The following is a 22,857-nucleotide window of genomic DNA, read 5'->3' as shown; positions in this document are numbered from 1 at the left end:
ATCCGTTGACAAGTGTTCGATGTCGTCGTTACGTTGACGATGTGGATCGCTACGAGGGACTGCGTGAGACGGTCGAACGAGCCGTCGACGACGACGTGGAGAGTGCGGACGACGTGGTGTCCGCACTCGCAGTGTTGCGCGAGCTGCGTGACGAGCTCACCGATTGGGAGCCGCTTCTGATCGGTGCCGCACGTCGGCTGGGTGTGAGCTGGGCCGACCTCGCACCTGCGTTGGGGGTCGCGAGCAGGCAGGCCGCGGAACGGCGGTATCTGCGGCTGCACAAACCCGAACACGAACTCGGGTTGACGGCCGACGGGCGGGTGCAGGCCGAGCGTGATCGCCGAGCCGGGCACCGGGCGGTTCGAGCGTGGGCTCAGGACAACTCCGAGGTGGTCCGCAAGCTCGCGGCATTGGTCGGGTCACTCGACGATGTGGGTGACGAAGCGAGGCCGTACGTGGATGTGGTTTCGCGGACGCTCGGCAAGGACGATCCGGTGCTGTTGATCGGTCCGATGGTCTCGGCAGCGGCCCATCTGCGCGACAGTCATCCGGAACTGGCGGCGCAGGTCGACGGCGTGAATTCGGAGGTCGAGCACGTCCGGAGCGAGGCCATCGACCGAAGGGTCAGGCGGTGATCGGTGTCGATGAACTGCGAAAACGCGTACCGTTCTCGGTATGCGCGTCATGTGGAAGGGTGCGGTGTCCTTCGGGCTCGTGACGATTCCGATCCACTTGTACGCGGCGACGGAAAGCAAGAACGTGTCGCTGCGCCAGGTGCACGAGGCCGACGGTGGACGCATTCAGTACAAACGTGTGTGCACGGTGGACGGCGAGGAAGTGCCGTACGCCGATATCGCCAAGGGCTACGAACTCTCCGACGGCGGCATGGTCGTGCTGACGGACAAGGAACTGTCCGAGTTACCGATCTCGACCTCGCGGTCGATCGATGTGCAGGAGTTCGTTCCGCTCGAAGCGATCGATCCGATCTATTTCGACAAGAGCTACTACCTCGAGCCGCAGAAAGCCGCGATCAAGCCGTACGTGCTGCTGCGCGATGCGCTGCACAAATCCGGACAGGTCGCGATCACGAAGGTGGCCATCCGGCAGCGCGAATCGCTGGCGGTGCTGAGGGTCGTCTCGGACGTCATGGTGCTGACGACGATGTTGTGGCCCGACGAGGTGCGCGAGGTCGATTTTCCGTTCCTGCGGGAGGACGCGCCGGAGGTTCGATCACAGGAAATGTCGATGGCGAGTTCACTCATCGATTCGCTCTCCGACAGTGTCTTCGAACCCGACAAGTACCGGGACAGCTACCGCGAGGCGCTGCTGAACCTGATCCAGTCGAAGATCGACGGCAAAGAGACCGAACACCCACCCGAGACCGCATCCGAACCCGAGGTCACCGACCTCATGTCGGCACTGCAAGCGAGCGTGACGGCTGCGAAGGAGGCGCGGGGTGCGGGGTCGGACGGGGATGCGGCCTCGGCCGATGGCGGAGCCGCATCAACAACCTCGTCGGAGCAGTCGGACGACTCGCGGGCGGACGACGGGGAGGCCGGCGACGCGGGCGAAAGTTCCGACGAGAACGCAGGATCGACAAGCTCAGGCAGGACTGCGCGAGCCCGGTCCGCGGGTTCCAAAGCGGACGGCGGCAAGGGGCGGGGCTCCAAGTCGGCCGAAACGAAAACGACGAGCGCGAGGTCCTCGGGCAGCGGCTCCACGAGCGCGAAGTCGTCGAACGAGAAGTCGTCGGGGGCGAAGAAGTCGGGCGCCAAGGGTTCGGCGACCACTTCGGCAAGCAAAACTTCGGGAAGCAAAACCTCGGAGACCAAGTCCTCAGGAAGCAAAACCTCAGGAAGCAAACCCTCGGAGAGCGAGTCCTCGGGTGGCCGGCCCTCGAGTGGATCCGGGGCGGGTCACAAGGCCACTGCGTCGGATGGCCAAACCTCCGGAACGGAGAAGGCGCCACGTGGCGGTTCGAGCCGGTCCGCCCGCAAGTCCGTCTGAGGTGCCGTGGCCCTCCGAGCGTTCGAGTGATGCGACTGCCGAGTGCGTCGTTCGGCCGTGTCGTTCGGGTTTCGATCGTGCAGTTCGGGCCAACGGCATGGGTGGTTCGGGCGGGCCGTCGTCACATGCGGGCGTGTCTGTCCCGGAGGTGCGGATAGGCGGTGGTACTAAGGAGCCATGACCTGTTCGAGCTGCGAGGCCGGCATCGACCATTGCCACGGAACGCTGGTGGAACACGTGTCCGGGTTCGTCGAGTGCACGGACATGGCCTGTCTCAGCTTCGGGGCTGATCGGCACTCTCTGGTCATTGACTGCGAAGCAGTGGAGGGCGGCTGCGGGTGTGCCGCGCACCTGCACCTGCTCGGGCAGGTGGATCCGTCGGCGATGGGGGCGGACTTTCCACAGGATCAGCTGCTGCAAGCGTCGTAGGGCCTGTGGGGTGACGGCCCCGTTCCGCATCCAGAACTGCCCAGACGCCGACCTCGCTTCAGGTTGCGTGCTCCGGCCTGCGTGCGCTCCAGTCGAGTGTGCTGTGGTCGAGTGTGTTGTGGTCGAGACTCTTCAGTCCTGACGTCGACGACGTTCGCAACCGAACGCTCGGTTCGATGCGGCGCACGGCTCACGTGTCAGCGGCAGCTCGTGTTCGGATTGGTGCAGTACGCGGCGGCCCCGACATCCGGGTCAGCTCAGCTGTACCGGGTCGGATGCAAAGGGGTCGCGGTGCCACGTGGCCGGCTATGCGCGGGTCGGTAGAACGCCCGTCGGCGCGACGTGGTCGGAGCGATGCAGTCGCCGCGACGCGATCGACCGAGCGTGAATCGACCCGAGCGTGAATCGACCGAGCGTGAATCGACTGAGCGTGGTGGGACCGGCGTTCGGTCACTGTCCGCGCGTCACTGATCACGTTGCGACGGCAGGGTGGTCCGTCCCTCCTCGGGATCCAAGCCGAGCGCGTCGAGGAGCAGTGCGCAGTCCTCGGCGTCGCGTGCCGCCGATGCGATAGCGCGCACGGCCCGGCGGCGCTGCGCGGCGTCCGGTTCGTCGACGCGGGGTAGCGACGGCTGCGGGTTCTGGGTCGGAGCGGTCGGGCTGTGTGCGTTCACGGTTTACTCCCCGAAATCGTGTGCCGGCTGCGTCCTGCAGCTACCCGTTAAACGTATGAGCCACACGTTGTGTTTCCCGATCGGCCGGAAAATGTGCCGTGGACAACTAAGGTCCGATGTGGACGGTGTGTGACGGACGTCGTTTCACGAACAGTGTCGTGGGCCGGGTCTGATCAGGTGACGACGTTGGTCCTGTCGCTGCGCTGCCGATCGGTGTTACCGAAGCCGCGCTGGGCGTACCGGCTCGCGTCGTCGTCGACGGTCTCGCGGGTGACGGAGTGGCTGGACTCCCCGCTGGCGCTACCGAAGTCGCCGGCAGGCGAGGACTCGCCGGCCGGGCAGCCTGCGGGCGAGGGTCCCGTGGCCGCAGGCGCTGCCGGCGACACAACGGTGGACGAGGCGACCGTGGGCGACGCAACCGTTGGTGAATGCTGTGCGGCGGCGGAGCTAGCGGACACATGCCCGACGGTGAGCCCCGCGGCCGAAGATGCTGCCGCCGGCGGCCCGGCTATCGGGGAGCCGGCAGGCGAGGCGGTCGCGGGTGCAGGGGTCGACACTGGCATCGAGGTCGGCGCCGTGGCTGATCCGCGGGCGCCCTGCATCGCGCCGACGAGGAGCACCGCGAGCAGGCCGAAGTCCACCATGAAGACGATCCGTTGTGTGAACCCGACGGACACGGTGTCGGCGACCGCGGCGAAGCCGGGTACGCCCGAGAGCGCGTCGGCGACGTAGCTGACGCCGAACAGCGCCAGGCTCACCAGTGCGACCCGCAGCAGCAACGTCAACGCCGAGGCGACACGAGCCAGAACGGGGGTCGCTCGCATGACATCGAGCAGTGACAGGGCGATCGCAGGCAGGCTGGCGAACGCCACGACGCTCGCGTACTGGTGGATGCGGCCGCTCACCGGGTCGATCTCCGAACTGAAGGTCGCCGGGAACAACGCGGCCGTGACCAAGCCCGTCGATGTCGCGTACACGAGCGTCGAGGTCGTCCTGCTCACCGGCAGACCTGCGGACAGCACGGCGCCGCGCACCGCCACGACGCCCACGGCCGCGGACAGCAGGCTCGCCTCGAGCATGCCGGCGCCGCGATCAGTGAAGGCGTATCGGCTCAGCGGGTCGGTCAACGGGTCGAACGAGCTCACCGAATGAAGGATGACCAGCGTGAACACGGCCCAGCCGAGTCCTGCGGCCGCGGCGATCGTCCACGCACGGGTGCGCGCGACGTCCGCGGTGTGGACCTTGGCGTGCGACGGTGGGCTGGACATACGTCCATATAAACGCATCGGACATAGCGGTGTGTTCCGGGTAAACCCCTGAGATCACCCGGATCGGGCGGTGAAGTCGACCACGGCGAGCGCCTGATCGTCGTGGATCTTCGGTCTCGGCCACCGGGTCCGGTCGCGGTCGGAGCGTTCCGCGTCGCGCACGGTGTCCAGTACGGCTTGCGGCCCCTGCTTGTACGCGAGCCGGTGCAGACCGTGCCAGTCGAACAGCCCGTAGTCGGTGACGCCCGCGGCGACGCCGTCGGTCGCGAGAATCAACGTCTCCACCTCGGCACGCGGCCACTGCGCCTGGACGGCGTGCGCCGCAGCCGACGGGTCGGCCTCGGCCACCCAGAATCCGCCGTCGTGGTTGCGCAGTGCGTCCACCGCCGCTCGAGTGCGCAACCGGCCTGCTGTGCGCAGCCGGGACAGTCGTTCGTCCGCAACGACCTCGACGTCGTCGGTCCCGAACTTCACCACCGGACTGTCGGCCAGGACCAGCACGTCGACGACGTCCGGCGACCAGCGGGCGAGCGCGACCGTGCTGGACGGGCTCGCCCCGGCCTGCAGAGCGTGGTCGCGTGCGACGACGTCGATCGCTTCCGCGAGTGCCGCCTCCGGGCCGGATGACCGCAGCAGCGTCTCACGCAGGCGCTCTGCCAGGCGTTCGGAGTACCAGCCGCCGCTCGGCAGTCCCGGACGCTGTTCGGTCGCCCCGTCAAGCACGGCGATCGCGCCCGTCTGCGGTTCACCGCCCGAGTCGACCACGACGACGCGGTCCTCGGTCGGACGTGGATCGCCGCGCAGGTCTGTCCCGGCCTGTTCGGCGATCTCGATCCGTGGCACGCGGACCACCATAGTTGTCAACTCTTGTTGACACGTGCGTTATGTCAACTTAAATTGACACCATGACGAACGCGACCGAACTGGCGACCCAGGCGGGTGACAGCGACCCCCGTACAGGCTTGCGCGCCGTCGCTGCCCTGCGGAGGTTGCTCGAGCGACTCGAAGCGGTGCAGGTGCGCAGCGCGCGCGTGCACGGCTGGTCCTGGCAGGAGATCGCCGACGAGCTCGGTGTCAGCAGGCAGGCGGTCCACAAGAAGCACGGGAGGCGATGACCGTGTTCGAGCGGTTCACGAAGGACGCACGCAGTCTCGTCACGACGGCCGTCGGCTGGGCCGAGGCCGACGATTCCGCACGGGTCGATGCGCTGCACCTGCTCACCGCGGTCGTCGACTCCGGCCGAACCGCCGCCGGGACCGGCGCCCTCGACCTGCTCGCCGCGATCGACGCGCGGCCGGGCGTCATCACCGATCGAGTGAGTGAACTGCGCCGTTACGGCGGGCTGAGCGAAGCCGATCGGCGAGCCCTGCGTGACCTCGGCATCGACGTCGACACAGTCGTCGCCCGGGTCGAAGACCGCCACGGTGAGGGTGCGCTGGCGGCGGGAACGGCCGACGCCGGGGACCCTGGCCGGCGTCGCAACCGCTGGCACCTGCCGTTCGGCGACGATGCGAAACGCGTGCTGGAAGCGAGCCTCCGGGAGGCGCAAGATGTCCGCGACGACGCCATCGGTGGCGAGCACATCCTGTCGGCGCTCGCCACCGTGCCGGGGCCGGCGGCCGACGTCCTCGCAGCCGTAGGCGCATCCCCTGATCGGCTCCGCCGCGCATTGTTGCAGCGCAGGAACACCGTATGACGGTTCACGTGCGCGGACGCCACACGACCCACGGCAGGAACAGCTGAGTCAGCGGGCCGATCGACAGCGCGAACAACACCGTTCCGGCGCCGGCCGTGCCGCCGAGCAGCCAGCCCGCGCCGAGTACGCACACTTCGAGCGCCGTCCGCACCAGGCGCACCGACAGACCGGTGCGTGCCGTCAGCCCCGTGAACAGGCCGTCACGCGGACCCGGGCCCAGTCGGGCTCCGACGTACATCGCCGTCGCCAGACCGTTCAGCACGACCCCGCCGAGCAGCAGCGGAATCTGTACCGCGAGGTGTTCCTGCGGCGGTAGTACCAGCCGCACCAGGTCGACCGATACGGCGATGAGCACGACGTTCGCGATCGTGCCGATCCCCGGACGCTGTCGCAGCGGGATCCACAACAGCAGCACGGTCACCGCCGTCACCACGGTCACGGTGCCGAACGTCAGTCCGGTGCGGTGCATCAGGCCCTCGTGGAGCACGTCCCACGGGTTCAGGCCGAGCAGCGATCGCGACATCATCGCCATGCTCGTGCCGAACAGCACCAGCCCCACGACCAGCTGGATCAACCGCCGCGCCGGGTCATGGCGCACTGTCACCGGATGAAGTTCGAACTGCGCCGTGGCTGCCACACGGACCACTATCGGCTGCCTCGGGCGGCGCGGTCCATCGGGTTCTCCCAGTGGGACGCCGGTCACTCCGGGAGGCGTGCGAAAAGGCGGAGCCGGTGCGCTGGATCCCGGGGGTGCCGTCACTCCAGAAAACGGCGTCAGACCCAGCGCACCGGCTCCATCCGTGTCACGCGGACACGGAGTGCCGCCTGCGGAACCGGCATCGCCCCTCGCTATGCCGGTCCGCCCGGCGGCTAGGTGCGCAGCGGCGACATCGCCCCACCTGGCGCGGTGAGCGAGGCGATGCGGCGCGCACCCGAACACGGCTCCGGCGCCGCGGGGGCAGCGCGGCGCCGGAGCCAGGACCCGTCTCGGCCAGGCGCGGTCGGCCGAGCGGGAAGTCGTCGATACATGCGGATTACCCCGAAACGGACACGTGTACGCACTGCGGCACACGCGATGGGTCACTACGGAAGCGGGCGGAAACCGCCCGATGGGCACAGTTGCCCGAGGGAGATGCCGGTCGGGGTCAGTCCGGCGCGGTGGGAGGAAGGCCCAGGTGGACCGCGTCGACGTCGACGTCGCTCGCATTCGCGGCGCCGAGGACGTGCAGCCGCTCGACTGCGGGCGTGGACGGCAGTACGCCCTGATGGCTGCGGCCGCCGCCGTTGTCGCAGTTCGCGCCGGCGATCGAGCTCGCGGGCGCAGGCTTCGGGACGGTCGGCGCCGGGACTGTCGGCGACGCGTGTGACGTCGGCTCGCCGTGGGCCTGGGGCGCGGGAGCCGTCTGCCCGGTGATCGTGTCGGCCGTGGTGCCCGTGGCACGGGGTGGTGCGGGCTGGGCGGGTGTCGCCGGAGCGGCCGGGCGTGCCGGGGCGGGCGAGTCCGCCTGGACGGGTGCCGTTTCGACCGGCGCCGGATCGCGCGTCGGCTCGGAGTCGGCCGGGTCGGCGGGCGGCTGCGGCTGCGGTGCCGGAACGAGCGGTGCCGCGACGTCGTCGACCGTGCCGGTGACGGTCCGCTCGACCTGCGCCACGCTGTCGCGCACGACACGGTCGACCTGGTCGACCGTGTCGGTCACGCGGTGCAGCACGCCGTCCTCGTCGCGGCCCGTCAGCCCGTCGGCGAGGTCGCCGGTCAGGTCCGCGACCAGACCGCCGCCGGAGTCACCGGATGCCGGTACGGCAGGCTCCGGCTCGGCATCCGGTGCCGGCTCGGCCACGTCCGCTCCGACCTGCGCGGTGTCCGTATCGGTGGTGGCCGCATCGCTGGTGGTGGCCGTATCGGACTCGGCCGTGCCTTCCGGGACGTCCGCGGTCGTGGGCTCGCCGGTTGCGGGCTCGGGTGCGGCGGGAGTGGTGGGTTCGCGCTCGTCCGGGGTGCTGAGCGCTGCGTTCTCGGCCCGATGCGGGAGTGTGCTGTCGGTGTCGCCGGTCGCGATGCCGCCCAGCCCCGCGTCGTCGGCAGGATCCGCCGTGTCGTCGGAGGCGGTGACAGGGCCGGTGTCGACGGCCGATCCCGACGGCGGAGTGGGCCCCGGGGACGTGGTCGAAGCCGACGCCGAACCGGTGACGAGCAGCCAGGCGATCAGCGCGAACGCGGCGACCACGAAAGCGCGCACGACGACGGCGGCGCGTACGCCCACCGTCTTTCCCATCGCACACTCCCGCGGTCTGGCCGTTTCCGGCGGTCGGCCGGTGGCCGGGATCGTCGCAGGTCCGGCCGCGGTCTTTCTAGCACCGAGGCGGGGGGTTCCACCGATCGCGGGTGCGTGACCGGCCGAACGTCTCAGCCCCGATGTAGCTGGTGCAGGCGTTCGACAGCCTCGTCGAGCACCTCGTCACGCTTGCTGAACGCGAACCGCAGCACGTGATTCCACTCGTCCGGGTGGTCGGTGAACACCTTGACGGGGACCGCCGCGACGCCCGCGAGCTCGGGGAGACGCCACGCGAGGTCCTCGGCGTCGGTGAAGCCGAGCGGCCGCACGTCGGCGCACACGAAGTACGTGCCGGCACTCGGCCACACCGCGAAGCCGGCCTCGGTGAGGCCCTTGGACAGTCGGTCGCGCTTGGCCGCCAGCGATGTCCGCAGCTGCTCGACCCAGCCGAGCTCGTGTTCGAGCGCGTACGCGACGGCAGGCTGCAGCGGCCCACCGGAGACGAACGTGAGGAACTGCTTCGTGGTCTTCACCGCCGCGACTAGCTCCGCGGGTGCGCACACCCAGCCGATCTTCCAGCCGGTGCAGTTGAACGTCTTCCCCGCACTCGAGATCGACACGGTGCGTTCGCGCATCCCCGGCAGCGTCGCCAGCGGGGTGTGCTCGATGTCGTCGAACGTCAGGTGTTCGTACACCTCGTCCTGCACGGCGATCAGGTCGTTGTCGACGCACACCTCGGCGATGGCGGTCAGCTCGTCGTGGGTGAACACGGTGCCGGTCGGGTTGTGCGGCGAGTTGACCAGGATCGCGCGGGTGTCTGGGGTGACGGCGGCGCGCAGGGCGTCGACGTCGAGTGCGAATCGCTCGCCGTCGGAGGCCAGCGGGACCGTGCGGCGCTGCGCGCCCGCCATGGCGATCGCGGCGGCGTACGAGTCGTAGTACGGCTCGATGGCGATCACCTCGTCGCCGCGGTCGGCCAGCGCGAGCAGGGATGCGGCGATCGCTTCGGTGGCGCCTGCCGTGACCAGGACCTCCGTGTCGGGGTCGTAGTGGAGGCCGTAACGCGTGCGGTGCTCGGCGACGGCCTTGCGCAGTTCGGGGCGTCCGGGCCCGGGCGGGTACTGGTTCGCACCGCCGTACAGCGCGTCCCTGGCGGCGTCGAGCATTCCGGTGGGCCCGTCGGTGTCGGGAAAGCCCTGGCCGAGGTTGACCGCGCCGGTGCGCGTGGCCAGTGCCGTCATCTCCGCGAAGACGGTCGACGTGAACGGTTGGAGGCGGGAAACGAGAGGTGGGCGCACGGGAATCGATCCTCACGGACAATGCGGGTGTGGAGCAACCGAGTGACGACGTGACTTCCGGCGCCGGGACGTCCGGGCCCCCGGTGTCGAGTGCCGCCGCCCCGGCACCGGCGCCGTCCGGTGGCCTCGCCGGCGACGAGGCCAAACGGCAGAGCCTGCGCCGGATGAAACAGGTGGCGCTCGCGTTCCTGTTCGGCGCGGCGGTGGTGTTCCTGCTGGCCAGGTGGGCCGAGAGCGAGGGTTGGCCCGGATGGGTCGGCTACGTGCGCGCCGCGGCCGAGGCCGGCATGATCGGCGGCCTCGCCGACTGGTTCGCCGTCACCGCGTTGTTCCGGCATCCGCTGGGGATCCGGATCCCGCACACGGCGATCATCCCCAACAAGAAGAACGTGCTGGGGGAGAGCCTCGGCGACTTCGTCGGGGCGAACTTCCTGTCCGAACCCGTCGTGCGGGACAAGCTTCGGCGCCTCGAGGTGTCGCGGCGTACGGGCGAGTGGCTTGCGGCGCCCGACAACGCCGAGCGGGTGACGGCGGAACTTTCGACCGTCGTGCGCGGCGCCGTGACGGTGCTGCGGGACGAGGACGTGCAGGCCGTGATGGAACAGGCCGTCGTCCGCCGCGTCGTCGACCGCGAGTGGGGTCCGCCGCTGGGCAAGCTCCTCGAACAGGTGCTGACCGACGGCGCGCACTACCGGTTCGTCGACCTGATGTGCGACCGCGCGTACGACTGGGTGCGCACCAACCACGCCACGGTGCTGCGGGTCGTGTCGGAACGGGCGCCGTCGTGGTCGCCGCGGTTCGTCGACGAGATGCTGGCCGACAAGGTGTACGGCGAGGTGCTGACGTTCGCCTGGGCCGTGAAGACCGACGTCAACCACCCGATGCGGCTGGCGCTCGACCGGTTCGCGAGCGAGTTCGCCCAGGACCTGCAGAAGGACCCGGAGACGATGGCGCGCGCGGACGCCGTGAAACGTCAGCTCGTCGAACACCCCGAGGTGAAGAAGCTGATCGGCTCGGCGTGGGCGACCGCGAAGGACATGCTGCTCACCGCAGCCGAGGATCCGTCGAGTGAACTGCGAACGCGCGTACGGGAAGGGCTGCAGACGCTGGGCGGCCGGTTGCAGGCGGATGCGGAGCTGGCCAGGAAGGTCGACGGCTGGATCGAGGACGCCGCCGCACACGTCGTGCGGCACTACTCGCGGGAGATCACGACGATCATCACCGACACCGTCGAACGGTGGGACGCCGAGGAGACCTCGCGCAAGGTCGAGCTCCAGGTGGGCCGCGACCTGCAGTTCATCCGCATCAACGGCACGGTCGTCGGCGCGCTGGCGGGCCTGGTCATCTACACGGTCGGTGAGCTGCTGTTCTGATTCCCGTGCTGGTGCTGGTGCTGGTGCTGGTGCTGGTGCTGGTGCGGGGCAGGGCGGGCTACCCCGTCGACCTGGAGCCCCGCGCCGGCCTCGATTCGTCGTGTGGGCGTGGGCGGGCTCCGGTGGACGCTCGGTCGCTCCATGCCCGGTCGGCCCATGCTCGGTCGCCCCGGGGTGCCCTGCCGCCGGTCGCGGTGCGTGACCGTGTGGCTGCAGCCGGGCTTGGTCCGGTCCACTCGTAGTGTGGTCCAGGCCACCCGAGAGGGGGAGGTTATCCACAGTGGGTGGGGTTATCCACGTAGTTATCCACAGGTCCGGTGGGTTGTGGTCAACCGGCTGTGGAGTCCTCGCCGGGTGCTGAGCCGGTGCGCTTGCGGAACGTGCGCGCCTTGACGCGATTGCCGCACACCTGCATCGAACACCACGTGCGCGAACGGTTGCGGGACTCGTCGTAGAACGCCCACAGGCAGTCGTCGGCAGGGCAGATCTTGATGCGGCGCCAGTCGCCGAGTACGGCCAGCCGCATCGCCGCGGTGAACACGGCCGAGACGGCGTCGTCGGCGATCAGCTGCGGGTCGGCAGTGGGGGAGAGCCGGAACGCGACGTCGACGGGTATTCGCAGCTCGCGCGCGGTGTGCGAGGTATCGGTCCCGGCGATGGGATCACTTGCCGGCTCGCCCGCGGCCTCGCGGAGGACCCGGCGGGCGCGGAGCGCGTCGTCGATCGAGCCCGGCGTCAACTCGCGCGCGTGGGTCCACGCGTGCCACTCGGTGACGGAGCGCAGCACGTCGACGTCCTTCTCGACGTCGACGGTGTTGAGGAAGTCCAGCACCAGCCTCACGTCCGCGTCCACGTCACCAGTGTATTGGAAACAGTGGTTGCGTCCGGTTTTCGTAACCGGCATCATGTGTTCATTGGTTATGACGGTGTCGGCCTGGTGGTGGGGGTGGCGTGTTGTGCGGCTGTGACCAAGCTGTGGAGCTGTGACCGGGCTGTGCCGCTGTGACGCCGTTCCGTCGGGTGAATCGAGCGCAAGGAGGCGCTGAATGAGTACATCGGTGACGTTGGGCTGTGTCGCCCTGGACTGCCCGGAGCCGTATCGGCTCGCGGACTTCTACGGGAAGCTCCTCGGCTGGGAGCTCGACCCCGACTCGGACGACGAGTGGGTGACGCTCGTGAACCCTGACGGCGGGGCGGACATCAGTTTCCAGCGCGACCCCGACTATCGGCCGTCGACGTGGCCGTCGAACGAGCGGCCGCAGATGCTGCACCTCGACTTCACGGTCGGCGATCTCGACGCCGAACACCAGCGGACGCTGGATCTCGGTGCGCGGCTGCTCGACGACAAGCCCGAGACCTTCCGCGTCTACGCCGACCCGGACGGCCACCCGTTCTGCCTCTGCGCCTGTTGAGGCCCGTCTGCTGAGGCCCGTCTGCTGAGGCCCGGCTGTGAGGTCCGGCTGTGAGGTCTCAGCCCAGCTTGAGCGGGTCGTGGAACGGATCCGTGTCGTCGTCACGTCGGCCGCGGTGCGTGTCCGAACGCGGTTCGGCGGGAGCGGATCCGCTGCTCGGCGCGAAGGCTGCCTGGGGGCCGAGGATGCGGGCGATGCCGACGTCCTGGCCGACGTGCCGGTGCACGAGGTCGACGTGCTTCTCGGTGGCCTGCCGGATCGCCTGAGCGATCGTCGCGTTGATCGACGACGCCAGGGATGACGCGTTGGTGTTACTCAGCGCGTTGTCCGACAGTTCCACGGACTGCACGATGCCGCCGGCCCCGGCTGTCACGGTCACCGTGCCGTCGGGGGAGGTCGCCGTGGCTCGTAGAGAATGGAGCTGCGTTCTCGCCTCGTCCAGAGTCGACAGCAGCTCGTCGAACTCGGCCTGCTTGTTGCGGTCCTGTCGTACCTGGGCGCGTGCCTGTTCGATGAGCTGTTCACTGGTCGGTTCCGTCATCGAACCCCTCGTCGCTCCTGGTGCGGTGATCAGTGGTGGCGGGTCTTCGGCGGTTGTCGTTCTAACCCGCCTGGTACGGAGCAGGTGCCGGTTCCGCGCTGTCGGCACGGTCGCGGCGTTCGAAGGTCAGCCTGACGAGATTGCGGTCCCCACCCCACAACGCGAAGCTGCGGTAGTAGCTCTTCAGCGTGTAGCCGAGCTCCCAGGCGACCGCGCAGTAGAGATCTCTGCTGGGCAATCGGTACGACAACGCGTAGATCCGCACCCTCTTCCGCCCGTCGAACTCGCGGATCAGCGCGGAGACCAGGTGATCGAGGATCGGCCCGGGGCGGCGGAACTTGAGCACGAACGCGGCCGTCCATGCCGGAAGTAGCAGCGCACCGACTGCAACGAGCCCCAACAGCACACCTGGTTCGCCGGTCGTAGCGCCTAGGCTCAGGGCCAGCATCCCCAGCAACGGCACCATGGGTATGGCGGCTGCTATGCAGCGCCGTCGATGGGACCGGAACGGCTTCTGCAACGGCATGCACGTGTCCCGAATGGACCGGATCGGAACGCGGCTGATCAACATGAGAAACGGCCCGGGCGGCAAGCCGAGTGCGTGGACGACCGACGCACCGAACTGCCGCGCGACGGTGTCGACGTGCTGCGGACTGGGTGTGACCTCTTCGGTCCGCAGCCACGTGAACGGCTTGTCCCGCAGGGCGAACGCGACCGTGTCCTGCAACGAATCGTGTGCCGTGACCATCAACTCGATCCCGTTTCCCGGAGTGTTGTGACGTCGTCGTGGCCGGTTGTGTCATCGCGACCGCTCGGTGGGCGGGTCGAAACGGAGACTGTCGGCGATCCGGCGGGTCTGCGCGGCGACCAACGGCCACGCGGCCTCACTGGCGGTCGCGGACCTGTTCGGCGCCGTCCTCGAGTGTCCTGATCAGTGTGCCCAGCTCGGCGATGTTGACGGCGTAACCGTCACTCATGTCCCCCTCCTCGTATCCCCGCGCGGTGCGCGCTCCCCCGGGATGGCGGTCGGGACCGTAACACCTGACCTGCGGAGGAAGGCGCAGATGAGGCGGGGCCACCCGGATCGGTCACGAGTGTTCGGCGTCACACGCGAAGGGTGCAAGCAGGGTGCTTGCAATAGCTAGCACTCGTGGTTACCGTGGAAAACGTCGTAGGGAGGTGGCAGGCGTGACGGGGAAGTCGGACGGTGCCGAGCATCGTGACGACGATGTCGACGGCGACCGCGACGGCCGACCCGGCGCCGGTACGGATGAGGATGCGACCGGACCGATGGACAAGATGGCCGACCTCGGCCGGGACATCGGGTCGTACATCCGCCAACAACGCAGCAGCGCCAAGATCTCCCTGCGGCAGCTGTCCAAACTGGCCGGTGTTTCCAACCCGTATCTGAGCCAGATCGAACGCGGGGTCCGCAAGCCCAGCGCGGAGATCCTGCAGCAGATCGCCAAAGGGTTGCGAATCTCGGCGGAGGCGCTCTACGTGCAGGCCGGAATTCTCGACGACCTGCCGGAAGGGGGCCCGGTGCTCGACGCGATCCGCGCCGATACCGAGCTGTCCGAGCGCCAGAAGACGGTTCTGCTCGACGTCTACGAGTCGTTCCGCAGGCAGAACCGCGAAGAGAGCACGCCCGGAACCGAACCCGAACAGCCGCACGCCGAGGAGTGAGCCGACATGGCTACCGAGACCGCCAAGACCGAATCCGCCAAGACCGAGAACGACGGCGCCAAGACCCCCGTCGACCAGCTCAAGACCCCGCTGCTCGCCGCCCTGGGCGCAGGCAACCTCGCGAGCCACGCCGTGAACGACGCGCTGGCCAAGGCCAAGGAGCGTTACACCGACGGCGGCGACGTTGTCCGCAAGAGCGTCGAGGACGCCAAGAAGGGCTTCGAGGACGCGAAGAAGAACCTCGAGGAGCTGCCGTCTGAGCTCGAGGGGCTCCGCGACAAGCTCGACCCGGCCGAGCTGCGCAAGCTGCTCGACGAGTACACCGACGCCGCGCTGAAGCTGTACCACCGGCTGGCCGAGTCCGGTGAGGAGGCCTGGGACAAGCTGCTCGCGCAGCCGCAGGTCAGGAAGGCCACCGACCAGCTCGGCGAGACGTTCCAGACCGTGCAGGTGCGTGTCGACGGTGCCACGGCCGACGTGCGCAAGGGCATCGACGGCGTCGTCTCGAAGGTGACGTCCACGGTGCGCGGCGCGGGCGAGGACGCCGGTGAGGTCGTCGAGGCGACCGCGGAGAAGATCTCCGACGCCGCAGAGAAGGCCGAGGCGAGCGTCGATGAGGCCACCACGCCCGCCAAGCCGAAGACCACCACCAAGTCGTCGACCACGTCGAGCGCGAAGTCGACCACCACGCGCCGCACCACGAGCGCCGCGAAGAAGTCGACGGGCTCCACCGGTTCGAAGAGCGACAACTGAGCTGACCGTCCACACCTCGGGCTCCGGTTGTTACCGCAACCGGAGCCCGAAGTGTGTTCGGCGTCTGACGTACGCTGAGTGGCGTGCCGTATCTCGCGTACTGGATCGTGTTCGCCATCGACTGGGCAGGCACTCTCGTCGGCCTGGTCGCCTTCGTACACGCGCTGACCCAGCGCTCCGACGCCTACACCGCAGCCGACCGGCACACGAAGCCGATGTGGCTGGGCATCACGGGTGGTGCGACGCTCGCGATGCTGCTGTTCAACTTCTACGGCGCCGGGCTGATCTTCTGGCTGGCCGGCATCGTGGCTGCGCTCGTCTACATCGTCGACGTGCGCCCCAAGCTGATCGAGGTCCAGCGCGGCGGTTCCTCCTGGTGACGCGCTGATCCTCGGCCCGGCGACACTCCGGGCACGCGTCCTGTCATCCCGAGCGTCGTCCCGTGACCCGGGTGCAGCAGACCCGGTGATGTCCCGGAGCCGACCCGGTGGTGCTCGGCGCGTCGATGCGCCGCGACTCGATGCTGACGGGGTGACCTACGGTGGCGATGTGAACGACTGGAACATCGCGGGGACGCTCACCGTGCAGTCGGCCGTCGAGCGTCCCGACCTCATGGCCGAACCGGTCGCGGGCGCGCTCGACTCCGTCAAGGCGCCGGTCGGCGTCGCCGAGATCGATCCGGAGCTGGCCGACACCGCCGCGTTCTGCGAGGCGTATTCGTCGCCGCTCGAAGCGTCGGCCAACTGCGTCGTCGTCGCAGGTAAACGTGCTGGCGAGGTGCGCTACGCCGCCGCGCTCATACTCGCGACGACCCGCGCCGACGTCAACAACGTCATTCGCAAGCGCATGGACGTGCGCAAGGTGTCGTTCGCCCCGATGGAAGAGGCTGTCGAGCTGACCAACATGGCCTACGGCGGCATCACGCCGATCGGCCTGCCTTCGGACTGGCCGGTCCTCGTCGACGCCGCGGTGGCCCGTGCGCCGGAACTCATCGTGGGCAGCGGCATCCGCGGCAGCAAACTGCTCGTCACCGGGTCGGCACTCGCCGCGTTGCCGGGAGCCGAGGTCATCGAGGAGCTCGCCAAGTAGAACCGGGTCAGCGCCCGGCCGGACGCGACCCGCCACACGATCAACAGGGAGAGCACATGGGACAGGTCACCGCCATAGCCGAGCGGACGATCGACGCGCCCGCCGACACGGTGCGCACGCTCGTCGCCGACTACACCGACACCAGGCCGAAGATCCTCACCGAGGCCTACCGCGACTACGCCGTCAGCGACGGTGGCACCGGCGCGGGCACGGTCGCGACCTGGAAGCTGCAGGCCACGTCGAAGCGCGTGCGCGACGTCGCCGCCACGGTCACCGAACCGAAGCCGGGCACGATCGTGGAGACCGACGCCAACTCGAGCATGGTCACCACGTGGACCGTCGAGGAGGCCGGCGACAAGTCGACCGTGCGCATCGAAACCACCTGGCAGGGAGCAGGCGGCATCGGCGGCTTCTTCGAGAAGACGTTCGCGCCGACCGGCCTCAAGCGTATCTACGACGGTGTGCTCGACAACCTGGAAAAGGTGGCCACGGCATGACGGAGTCCGGTGACAACGCGGTGGAGATCCGGCTCGCCGAACGGCCGCACGGCGCGCCCACGATGGCGAACTTCGAGATCGCCGACGTCGACGCGGGTCGGCCGGGACCCGGTCAGGCACTCGTGCGCAACACGTGGCTGTCGGTCGATCCGTACATGCGCGGGCGGATGAGCTCGGCGAAGTCCTATGCCGCGCCCTACGAGGTCGGCGAGCCGATGACGGGTGGTGCGGTCGGCGAGGTCGTCGCGTCGAACGCCGACGGGCTGGCGGTCGGCGACACGGTGCTGCACCAGCTCGGCTGGCGCACGCACGCGATCGTCGACGCCGACAATGCCGCGAAGATCGACGTCACGTCGGCGCCCGCGCCGGCCTACCTCGGGGTGCTCGGCATGCCGGGGCTGACGGCCTACGCGGGCCTGTTCGACGTGGCCCGGTTCGCCGAGGGCGACGCTGTGTTCGTGTCGGGCGCGGCCGGTGCGGTCGGGTCGATGGTCGGCCAGCTGGCGAAACTGCGCGGCGCGTCCCGGGTGATCGGCAGCGCCGGGTCCGCCGAGAAGGTGCGGTGGCTGACCGAGGAGCTCGGGTTCGACGCGGCGTTCAACTACAAGGACGGGCCCGTCGCCGACCAGCTGAAGGCCGCTGCGCCGGACGGCGTCGACGTCTACTTCGACAACGTCGGCGGCGAGCACCTCGAAGCGGCCATCGGCTCGATGAACCTCGGTGGGCGGATCGCCATCTGCGGGATGATCTCGCAGTACAACGCGACCGAGCCGCAGCCGGGCCCGCGCAACCTGGTGCAGTTCATCGCCAAGCGGATCACGATGCGCGGCTTCCTGGTGGGCGACCACCTCGACGCGCGCCCGCGGTTCGTCGACGAGGTCGCGCCGCTGGTCGGCGACGGATCGATCGTCTACAGCGAGACCGTCGTCGACGGCATTCGCAGTGCGCCACAGGCGTTCCTCGACCTGCTCGCCGGCTCCAACACGGGCAAGATGCTCGTCCGCGTGTGAGACGGTGGTGGATCGGCGCCGAAGTGCATGCATTTCGGCGCCGATCTCGGTATGGTCATGTCATGACCACCATCCAGGTCAAAGACGTGCCCGACGAGGTCGCGGACGTGTTCCGCCGTCGAGCGGCCGAGGCGGGGCAGTCGCTGCAGGCGTACATGCGCCAGTACCTCATCGAGGCTGCGCGTGAACGTGCGAAGGCCGACTACGTACGGGCCGTCGAGGAGAACCTCGCCGCCTGTGCGACGCCGGGGGCGACGGCAGGCTCCATCGACGAGGTGCTTCGCGAGGCGCGTGGCGAGTGACCGCGAGTGAGTACGTCGTCGACGCGTCGGCTCTCGTCGCGGCGCTGACGCGGAAGGACGGCGTCGGCGCGGCGTTGCGGAAGTTGCTCGCCGACAGTCGGGTGCATGCGCCGTATCTGATCGACGCCGAGGTCGGTCAGGCACTGCGGGCCCTCGAGCGGCGCGGCGAGATCACCGGGGACGAGGCGTTGACCGGCCTGCGGGCGTTGCGCGGACTCGTCGACGATCGGTACGACCAGGTGGTCCTATTGGAACAAACCTGGTCACTGCGGCACACGATCACGTTCTACGACGGGCTCTACGTCGTGCTCGCGTCCGCGTTGGACATGCCGCTGCTGACGGGTGACATCAGGTTGAGCAGCGCACCCGGACTGAACTGCAAGGTCGAACTACTCCGCTGACGGCGACCGGCGCTGCCGGTGACATCCGTCGGCCCGGTCGCCGCGTCCGCCGGGTTCGGTCGCCGAGGAGATCCACCGGTGCTGCCTCGGCTCGACAGTGGTCGCCGCCGGTTCGCGCACTTTTCGGGGGCGCGAACCGGCGGCGCGTCTCGGTGTCCTCGGGGTGTGTTCTCGAGGTGTCCTTGGGGCGTCACCTCACGGGTGCGAGGTCAGGTAGCCGCCCATCTTCGTGAAGAATTCCGTGCCCGCGTATTCCGTGCCGTCCTCGGTGCGCACCCGTTCGATGCGCAGTCCGTGGTTCCGGCCGAAGCGCGCGTCGGCACCCGCGACGATCGCCACGCCCTTGCCCTCGGGATAGAAGATGCGTCCCGGGGTGCCGCCGTACTTGCCGTCCGACACGGACGCCTCGATGATGCGGATCCGCTCGCCCTTGTAGTACGTGTAGGCGTTCGGATACGGGTCGGCCAGCGCGCGCACCAGCCGGTCGAGGTCCGCGGCGGGCCACGTCCAGTCGATGCGGCTGTCCTCGAGTGAACGTTTGTGGAAGAAGCTGGCCTTCGACCGGTCCTGCGGAGTCCAGTCGGTGCGCCCGCCGGCGATGAACTCCAGCGCCTCGGCCACCAGTGGTTCGATCTTCTCCACCGTGGCGTGGACCAGGTCGATGGCCGTGTCGCGCGGGCCGACGGTCACGGACTTCTGGCCGACGATCGGGCCAGCGTCGAGCTCCTCGTTCATCATGTGGGCGGTCACGCCGACCTCGGGTTCGCCGTTGATGAGCGCCCAGATGATGGGGGAGAACCCGGCGTAGGCGGGCAGCAGTGAGTCGTGGATGTTGAGCGTGCCGTGGGTGGGCAGGTTGTAGATCTCCGGCGGCAGCCAGGTGCGCCAGTTGTTGGCGACGATCAGATCGGGCGCCACCTCACGGAGCTTGTCGACGAGCGCGTCGTCGGGTCGCTGCGCCAGTACCGCCTCGACACCGTTCTCCCTGGCGAGGTCTTCGACCGAGTCGGCCAGGATCCGTTCGTAGGCGTGTTCGGACCTCGGGTGCGTGACGACCATCGCCACCTCCACGTGCTCCGAATCGAGCAGCGCACGCAGGGTGCGGTGCCCCCACGTCTGGTAGCCGAACATGACGACCCGCATCGGTCCTCCGTAACGTCGTGGGCGAAACGCACCCAGTGAAGCAAGGCTTACCTAAGCTGACAACCCTTGACGTCGGAGTCGAGGATCACCCTCAAAAGGTCTAACTGAGGCAGCCCTTAGTTAGGTTAGGGTAGCCTCTGTCTGGCTGTCTCGGCGATAGGACTGGTATGACTCAGGGGCTCGCAGGCGATGTACCGGTGTACGACCTCGTCGGCGTGGGTTTCGGGCCGTCGAATCTGGCCCTCGCCATCGCGGTCGCCGAGTACAACGAGGACGCGGCCGAGCCCGTCACGGCACAGTTCCTCGAACAGCAGGCCTCGTTCGGCTGGCACCGCGGCATGCTCATCGATGACGCAACCATGCAGGTGTCGTTCCTCAAGGACCTCGCGACGCTACGGAATCCGACGAGCCGCTTCAGCTTTCTGTCCTATCTGCACGACCGCGGGCGGCTGGTCGAATTCGTCAACCACAAGACGCTGTTCCCGCTACGGGCCGAGTTCCACGACTACTTCGAATGGTCGGCCGCGCAGGTCGGCGACATGGTCTCGTACGGCACCCGGGTCGCCGGCATCGAGCCGGTGTTCGACGGCGACGAGATCGGTTGCGTCGATGTGCGCACCTCCTCCGGAACGGTGTACCGAGCGCGGAACGTCGTGCTCGCGACCGGATTGCGGCCGCGGATACCGGACGGCGCCGAGCTGTCCGATCGCGTCTGGCACAACAGCGAACTGCTGCAGCGCGTGCCGTCCGTGCCGGGCGACGCGCGGCGGTTCGTCGTCGTCGGCGCGGGGCAGAGTGCGGCGGAGGTGACGGCGCACCTGCACTCGACGTTCCCGGACGCCGAGGTGTGCGCGGTGTTCTCCCGCTTCGGCTACAGCCCCTCCGACGACAGCCCGCTCGCCAACCGGATCTTCGACCCGGCATCGGTCGACGAGTTCTTCGGCGCGCCCCAGGATGTCAAGGACCGCCTGATGGACTATCACGCCAACACGAACTACTCCGTCGTCGATCTGGAACTCATCGAGGACCTGTACCGGCGGCTGTATCGCGAACGGGTGCTCGGGCAGGAGCGGTTGCGCTTCTTTCACGCCTCCCGCGCGACCGACGTGGTCGAGACCGCCGACGGTGTCCGGACGACGGTCGAATCGCTCAGCAACGGGGAGAAATCGGTACTCGACGCCGACGTGGTCGTGTACGCCACCGGATACCTGCCCGCCGACGTCGACGCCCAGCTGGACGGGCTCGCCTCGCACGTCACGCGTGATCCGGCGGGCAGGCCGCGGATCGAACGCGACTACCGGGTGCACGGCGGTGCCGCCCTGTCGGCCGGCGTGTACCTGCAGGGCGGCGCCACCGAGCACACCCACGGCATCACGTCGTCACTGCTGTCGAACAACGCGATCCGTTCCGGTGAGATCCTCGACTCCGTCCTGCAGCGACGCAGCTCCCGGGTGACGGCCGAGTTCGCCGTCAGCGGGTCGTGACGAACACGGACGTGGCCGAGGACGATCTCCGGAACATCCCCCGGAAAGCGGTCCCTGCACAGTGGACAACGGACATGAGGAGTGAGCGATGAATCCGTTCGAGGACAACGAAGGCCGGTTCTACGTGCTCGTCAACGACGAGGACCAGCACTCGCTGTGGCCGTCGTTCGTGGACGTTCCCGCGGGCTGGCGCGTGGTGTTCGGTGAGGACACCCGCGAGGCCTGCCTGCGCTACGTCGACGCCGAGTGGACCGATCTTCGCCCCTCGAGTATCCGTTAGCTCACGGCCTTCAAGCCGACGACGCAGCCGATGATGCCGACGAGGAACAGCACCTTCAGCGGGGACACCACTTCGTCCCCGGTGGCCATGGCGTAGACCACGGTGCCCACGGCGCCGATCGCCACCCACACGGCGTAGGAGGTTCCGGTCGGCAGGTCGCGCATCGCGTACGCCAGCCCGGCCATGCTCACCACGAGAGCGGCGAGGAACACCATCGACGGCCCCAGCCGCGTGAACCCCGCGGTCTTCCCCAGTGCGGTCGCCCAGACGGCCTCGAACAGCCCCGACACGATCAGGATCAGCCACGACATGACAGGTCCCTTCCGACGGCCGTCTTGTCGCGTTTCCGGGTACGGCTCCCTCGTCCGGGAACCCTGATTCGGGTCCTACGACAGGTTTTACACGCTCAGCGCCGTGATGGCAGCGAGCCCGATCACCATGGTGCTCGACACCACAGCCGTCACCAGCCGTCCCCGCGGGCCCGAGACGACGCGGCCCAGGGCCGAGCCCGCGAACGCCAGCGCCAGCTGCCAGCTCGCGGACGCCGCGAACGCCGCGGCGACGAACACCGCCGACGCCACCGGCCCAGCCGGACCCGCGCGGTCGATACCGGCGCCGTCGCCGAGGACGAGCGCGGCGAAGTAGGTGAGCGTGGTCGGGTTCAGGCACGTGATCGCCAACAACACGGCGTAGGCGCGTCCGGGAGTGGCGGGTGTCCCGCGTACCGGCGACGTGATCCGCCCACGGGTGCGCTGCCGGTGTTCGATGATCGCCGAGCCTGCGATTGTCACGGCGATCGCCACCAGCACCGCCGCGGACGTCCACCGCAGCGGCGTCGCCACGGGTTCGAGGACTGCGGCCACGGCGCGACCGCCCACCACCGCCAGCAGCGCGTATCCACCGTCCGCGGTGGCCACCCCGAGGGCCGCGCCCACGGCGACGCTCCTCCGGGTGCGAGCCGCCAGCGTGACCAGGTACGCGCCGACCGCGCCGACGGGGATCGCGATGCCGTATCCGGCGACGAGCCCTGCCAGCAGCGCCCCGGTCACGGCTGCGCGGTGGTCGACCTCCCGATGCCGCTCGGCTGCTGTCGCTGCACCGTGACGCCGACGACAGCAGGTACGCCGACGACGGGTGCGCGGGTGGCCGAGGTGGCGTCGAGCGCGGTGCGCGGGCAGGTCATGTGCACACCCTGCGGGTGTGCTGCCAACCGGGGCAACGGATTTTCGCGTCCGCGCCGG

At 68.9% G+C, this 22,857-nt stretch carries 29 protein-coding genes, 1 pseudogene and 1 riboswitch; of the genes and pseudogenes, 17 read left to right on the top strand and 13 right to left on the bottom strand.

What is annotated here, in order from left to right:
• The first annotated feature begins 41 nt into the window (after positions 1-41).
• The 3 genes and pseudogenes from FB384_RS06390 (at position 42) to FB384_RS06380 (ending at position 2,436) form a co-directional block, all read left to right on the top strand.
• Complete coding sequence (locus FB384_RS06390; protein ID WP_183780134.1) at positions 42-635, top strand: HSP18 transcriptional regulator; 594 nt, start codon at positions 42-44, stop codon at positions 633-635.
• Positions 636-675: 40 nt separating this feature from the next.
• A pseudogene (ku, locus tag FB384_RS26750) lies at positions 676-1,488 on the top strand (non-homologous end joining protein Ku); the annotation flags it as partial.
• A 696-nt stretch (positions 1,489-2,184) separates the two neighbouring features.
• Positions 2,185-2,436, top strand: coding sequence for a hypothetical protein (locus FB384_RS06380; RefSeq protein ID WP_183785753.1), 252 nt, complete (start codon positions 2,185-2,187; stop codon positions 2,434-2,436).
• Positions 2,437-2,900: 464 nt separating this feature from the next.
• Here FB384_RS06380 and FB384_RS06375 read toward each other — a convergent pair whose 3' ends face one another.
• The 3 genes from FB384_RS06375 to FB384_RS06365 form a co-directional block, all read right to left on the bottom strand.
• Positions 2,901-3,110 (bottom strand): hypothetical protein, encoded by a 210-nt coding sequence (locus FB384_RS06375; protein ID WP_183780126.1) that lies wholly within the window; start codon positions 3,108-3,110, stop codon positions 2,901-2,903.
• Positions 3,111-3,283: 173 nt separating this feature from the next.
• The gene (locus tag FB384_RS06370; protein ID WP_183780121.1) at positions 3,284-4,378 is read right to left on the bottom strand and encodes a DUF998 domain-containing protein; all 1,095 of its coding nucleotides are present in this window, start codon (positions 4,376-4,378) and stop codon (positions 3,284-3,286) included.
• A 54-nt stretch (positions 4,379-4,432) separates the two neighbouring features.
• Positions 4,433-5,221: a protein phosphatase 2C domain-containing protein gene (locus tag FB384_RS06365; protein ID WP_323985142.1), complete on the bottom strand. Its 789-nt coding sequence runs from the start codon at positions 5,219-5,221 to the stop codon at positions 4,433-4,435.
• A 62-nt stretch (positions 5,222-5,283) separates the two neighbouring features.
• Between FB384_RS06365 and FB384_RS06360 the strand changes: the two genes are divergently transcribed.
• The gene (locus FB384_RS06360) at positions 5,284-5,493 is read left to right on the top strand and encodes a helix-turn-helix domain-containing protein (RefSeq protein WP_183780114.1); all 210 of its coding nucleotides are present in this window, start codon (positions 5,284-5,286) and stop codon (positions 5,491-5,493) included.
• Complete coding sequence (locus FB384_RS06355; RefSeq protein ID WP_221212655.1) at positions 5,490-6,074, top strand: Clp protease N-terminal domain-containing protein; 585 nt, start codon at positions 5,490-5,492, stop codon at positions 6,072-6,074. The genes FB384_RS06360 and FB384_RS06355 overlap by 4 nt, the downstream gene beginning before the upstream one ends.
• 4 nt (positions 6,075-6,078) lie before the next feature.
• On the opposite strand, the gene yczE is transcribed toward FB384_RS06355, so the two are convergent.
• The 3 genes from yczE to FB384_RS06340 all read right to left on the bottom strand — a co-directional run bounded on the left by yczE (position 6,079) and on the right by FB384_RS06340 (position 9,645).
• Positions 6,079-6,678, bottom strand: a complete 600-nt coding sequence (gene yczE, locus FB384_RS06350) for a membrane protein YczE (protein WP_258945841.1) — start codon at positions 6,676-6,678, stop codon at positions 6,079-6,081.
• A gap of 541 nt (positions 6,679-7,219) precedes the next feature.
• Positions 7,220-8,347 (bottom strand): hypothetical protein, encoded by a 1,128-nt coding sequence (locus FB384_RS06345; protein ID WP_183780108.1) that lies wholly within the window; start codon positions 8,345-8,347, stop codon positions 7,220-7,222.
• Positions 8,348-8,478: 131 nt separating this feature from the next.
• Positions 8,479-9,645, bottom strand: coding sequence for a pyridoxal phosphate-dependent aminotransferase (locus tag FB384_RS06340; protein ID WP_183780105.1), 1,167 nt, complete (start codon positions 9,643-9,645; stop codon positions 8,479-8,481).
• 83 nt (positions 9,646-9,728) lie between these two features.
• Here FB384_RS06340 and FB384_RS06335 point away from each other — a divergent pair, with 83 nt between their 5' ends.
• Complete coding sequence (locus FB384_RS06335; RefSeq protein WP_323985285.1) at positions 9,729-11,018, top strand: DUF445 domain-containing protein; 1,290 nt, start codon at positions 9,729-9,731, stop codon at positions 11,016-11,018.
• Between the two features lie 328 nt (positions 11,019-11,346).
• On the opposite strand, the gene FB384_RS06330 is transcribed toward FB384_RS06335, so the two are convergent.
• The gene (locus tag FB384_RS06330; RefSeq protein WP_323985141.1) at positions 11,347-11,871 is read right to left on the bottom strand and encodes a CGNR zinc finger domain-containing protein; all 525 of its coding nucleotides are present in this window, start codon (positions 11,869-11,871) and stop codon (positions 11,347-11,349) included.
• Positions 11,872-12,064: 193 nt separating this feature from the next.
• On the opposite strand from FB384_RS06330, the gene FB384_RS06325 reads away from it, so the two are divergent.
• Positions 12,065-12,430 (top strand): VOC family protein, encoded by a 366-nt coding sequence (locus FB384_RS06325; protein WP_183780100.1) that lies wholly within the window; start codon positions 12,065-12,067, stop codon positions 12,428-12,430.
• Positions 12,431-12,488: 58 nt separating this feature from the next.
• On the opposite strand, the gene FB384_RS06320 is transcribed toward FB384_RS06325, so the two are convergent.
• On the bottom strand, positions 12,489-12,971 hold the full coding sequence (locus FB384_RS06320) for a YbaB/EbfC family nucleoid-associated protein (protein WP_183780097.1): 483 nt from the start codon (positions 12,969-12,971) through the stop codon (positions 12,489-12,491).
• Positions 12,972-13,032: 61 nt separating this feature from the next.
• Positions 13,033-13,719, bottom strand: coding sequence for a hypothetical protein (locus FB384_RS06315; RefSeq protein ID WP_183780094.1), 687 nt, complete (start codon positions 13,717-13,719; stop codon positions 13,033-13,035).
• Positions 13,720-14,261: 542 nt separating this feature from the next.
• On the opposite strand from FB384_RS06315, the gene FB384_RS06310 reads away from it, so the two are divergent.
• The 8 genes from FB384_RS06310 (at position 14,262) to FB384_RS06275 (ending at position 18,709) form a co-directional block, all read left to right on the top strand.
• Positions 14,262-14,657 carry a helix-turn-helix domain-containing protein gene (locus tag FB384_RS06310; protein ID WP_183785068.1) on the top strand — a complete coding sequence of 132 codons (396 nt, stop codon included), beginning with the start codon at positions 14,262-14,264 and terminating at the stop codon, positions 14,655-14,657.
• A gap of 6 nt (positions 14,658-14,663) precedes the next feature.
• On the top strand, positions 14,664-15,410 hold the full coding sequence (locus FB384_RS06305; protein ID WP_183780091.1) for a hypothetical protein: 747 nt from the start codon (positions 14,664-14,666) through the stop codon (positions 15,408-15,410).
• An 83-nt stretch (positions 15,411-15,493) separates the two neighbouring features.
• Positions 15,494-15,790: a DUF2516 family protein gene (locus tag FB384_RS06300; protein ID WP_183780088.1), complete on the top strand. Its 297-nt coding sequence runs from the start codon at positions 15,494-15,496 to the stop codon at positions 15,788-15,790.
• A 169-nt stretch (positions 15,791-15,959) separates the two neighbouring features.
• On the top strand, positions 15,960-16,499 hold the full coding sequence (locus FB384_RS06295) for a YbaK/EbsC family protein (RefSeq protein ID WP_183780085.1): 540 nt from the start codon (positions 15,960-15,962) through the stop codon (positions 16,497-16,499).
• 56 nt (positions 16,500-16,555) lie between these two features.
• Positions 16,556-16,996 (top strand): SRPBCC family protein, encoded by a 441-nt coding sequence (locus FB384_RS06290; protein ID WP_183780082.1) that lies wholly within the window; start codon positions 16,556-16,558, stop codon positions 16,994-16,996.
• Positions 16,993-18,006, top strand: coding sequence for an NADP-dependent oxidoreductase (locus tag FB384_RS06285; RefSeq protein WP_183780079.1), 1,014 nt, complete (start codon positions 16,993-16,995; stop codon positions 18,004-18,006). The genes FB384_RS06290 and FB384_RS06285 overlap by 4 nt, the downstream gene beginning before the upstream one ends.
• A gap of 62 nt (positions 18,007-18,068) precedes the next feature.
• Positions 18,069-18,308: a FitA-like ribbon-helix-helix domain-containing protein gene (locus FB384_RS06280; protein ID WP_183780076.1), complete on the top strand. Its 240-nt coding sequence runs from the start codon at positions 18,069-18,071 to the stop codon at positions 18,306-18,308.
• Positions 18,305-18,709 (top strand): type II toxin-antitoxin system VapC family toxin, encoded by a 405-nt coding sequence (locus tag FB384_RS06275; protein WP_183780073.1) that lies wholly within the window; start codon positions 18,305-18,307, stop codon positions 18,707-18,709. Before FB384_RS06280 ends, FB384_RS06275 begins: the two co-directional genes overlap by 4 nt.
• Positions 18,710-18,904: 195 nt before the next feature.
• Here the strand turns inward: FB384_RS06275 and FB384_RS06270 are convergent, their stop codons facing one another.
• On the bottom strand, positions 18,905-19,852 hold the full coding sequence (locus tag FB384_RS06270) for a methionyl-tRNA formyltransferase (protein WP_183780070.1): 948 nt from the start codon (positions 19,850-19,852) through the stop codon (positions 18,905-18,907).
• Between the two features lie 167 nt (positions 19,853-20,019).
• On the opposite strand from FB384_RS06270, the gene FB384_RS06265 reads away from it, so the two are divergent.
• On the top strand, positions 20,020-21,336 hold the full coding sequence (locus FB384_RS06265; RefSeq protein ID WP_183780067.1) for a lysine N(6)-hydroxylase/L-ornithine N(5)-oxygenase family protein: 1,317 nt from the start codon (positions 20,020-20,022) through the stop codon (positions 21,334-21,336).
• 88 nt (positions 21,337-21,424) lie between these two features.
• Positions 21,425-21,616 carry an MbtH family protein gene (locus FB384_RS06260; RefSeq protein ID WP_183780064.1) on the top strand — a complete coding sequence of 64 codons (192 nt, stop codon included), beginning with the start codon at positions 21,425-21,427 and terminating at the stop codon, positions 21,614-21,616.
• Here the strand turns inward: FB384_RS06260 and FB384_RS06255 are convergent.
• The 3 genes from FB384_RS06255 to FB384_RS06245 all read right to left on the bottom strand — a co-directional run bounded on the left by FB384_RS06255 (position 21,613) and on the right by FB384_RS06245 (position 22,799).
• Positions 21,613-21,927, bottom strand: a complete 315-nt coding sequence (locus tag FB384_RS06255; protein WP_183780061.1) for a DMT family transporter — start codon at positions 21,925-21,927, stop codon at positions 21,613-21,615. The two genes, FB384_RS06260 and FB384_RS06255, sit on opposite strands and share 4 nt — an antisense overlap.
• 14 nt (positions 21,928-21,941) lie before the next feature.
• Positions 21,942-22,006: riboswitch (guanidine-III (ykkC-III) riboswitch) on the bottom strand.
• Between the two features lie 8 nt (positions 22,007-22,014).
• Positions 22,015-22,665: a LysE family transporter gene (locus FB384_RS06250; RefSeq protein ID WP_183780058.1), complete on the bottom strand. Its 651-nt coding sequence runs from the start codon at positions 22,663-22,665 to the stop codon at positions 22,015-22,017.
• A complete protein-coding gene (locus FB384_RS06245; RefSeq protein ID WP_183780054.1) occupies positions 22,662-22,799 on the bottom strand; it encodes a hypothetical protein in 138 nt (45 codons plus the stop codon). Before FB384_RS06245 ends, FB384_RS06250 begins: the two co-directional genes overlap by 4 nt.
• Between the last annotated feature and the right edge of the window lie 58 nt (positions 22,800-22,857).

It is taken from the genome of Prauserella sediminis, assembly GCF_014195435.1.
GTDB lineage: Bacteria > Actinomycetota > Actinomycetes > Mycobacteriales > Pseudonocardiaceae > Prauserella > Prauserella salsuginis.
The sequence above is the reverse complement of the archived record's forward strand: the minus strand, read 5'-3'. Positions and strand labels throughout refer to the sequence as shown.

Bases quoted from the DNA above. Each gene is read 5' to 3' on its own strand.
- FB384_RS06380 (WP_183785753.1), top strand. From the start codon at position 2,185: ATGACCTGTTCGAGCTGCGAGGCCGGCATCGACCATTGCCACGGAACG.
- FB384_RS06370 (WP_183780121.1), bottom strand. From the start codon at position 4,378: ATGTCCAGCCCACCGTCGCACGCCAAGGTCCACACCGCGGACGTCGCG.
- FB384_RS06360 (WP_183780114.1), top strand. From the start codon at position 5,284: ATGACGAACGCGACCGAACTGGCGACCCAGGCGGGTGACAGCGACCCC.
- FB384_RS06355 (WP_221212655.1), top strand. From the start codon at position 5,490: ATGACCGTGTTCGAGCGGTTCACGAAGGACGCACGCAGTCTCGTCACG.
- FB384_RS06345 (WP_183780108.1), bottom strand. From the start codon at position 8,347: ATGGGAAAGACGGTGGGCGTACGCGCCGCCGTCGTCGTGCGCGCTTTC.
- FB384_RS06325 (WP_183780100.1), top strand. From the start codon at position 12,065: ATGAGTACATCGGTGACGTTGGGCTGTGTCGCCCTGGACTGCCCGGAG.
- FB384_RS06320 (WP_183780097.1), bottom strand. From the start codon at position 12,971: ATGACGGAACCGACCAGTGAACAGCTCATCGAACAGGCACGCGCCCAG.
- FB384_RS06315 (WP_183780094.1), bottom strand. From the start codon at position 13,719: ATGGTCACGGCACACGATTCGTTGCAGGACACGGTCGCGTTCGCCCTG.
- FB384_RS06310 (WP_183785068.1), top strand. From the start codon at position 14,262: ATGGACAAGATGGCCGACCTCGGCCGGGACATCGGGTCGTACATCCGC.
- FB384_RS06305 (WP_183780091.1), top strand. From the start codon at position 14,664: ATGGCTACCGAGACCGCCAAGACCGAATCCGCCAAGACCGAGAACGAC.
- FB384_RS06290 (WP_183780082.1), top strand. From the start codon at position 16,556: ATGGGACAGGTCACCGCCATAGCCGAGCGGACGATCGACGCGCCCGCC.
- FB384_RS06285 (WP_183780079.1), top strand. From the start codon at position 16,993: ATGACGGAGTCCGGTGACAACGCGGTGGAGATCCGGCTCGCCGAACGG.
- FB384_RS06280 (WP_183780076.1), top strand. From the start codon at position 18,069: ATGACCACCATCCAGGTCAAAGACGTGCCCGACGAGGTCGCGGACGTG.
- FB384_RS06270 (WP_183780070.1), bottom strand. From the start codon at position 19,852: ATGCGGGTCGTCATGTTCGGCTACCAGACGTGGGGGCACCGCACCCTG.
- FB384_RS06265 (WP_183780067.1), top strand. From the start codon at position 20,020: ATGACTCAGGGGCTCGCAGGCGATGTACCGGTGTACGACCTCGTCGGC.
- FB384_RS06260 (WP_183780064.1), top strand. From the start codon at position 21,425: ATGAATCCGTTCGAGGACAACGAAGGCCGGTTCTACGTGCTCGTCAAC.
- FB384_RS06255 (WP_183780061.1), bottom strand. From the start codon at position 21,927: ATGTCGTGGCTGATCCTGATCGTGTCGGGGCTGTTCGAGGCCGTCTGG.
- FB384_RS06245 (WP_183780054.1), bottom strand. From the start codon at position 22,799: ATGACCTGCCCGCGCACCGCGCTCGACGCCACCTCGGCCACCCGCGCA.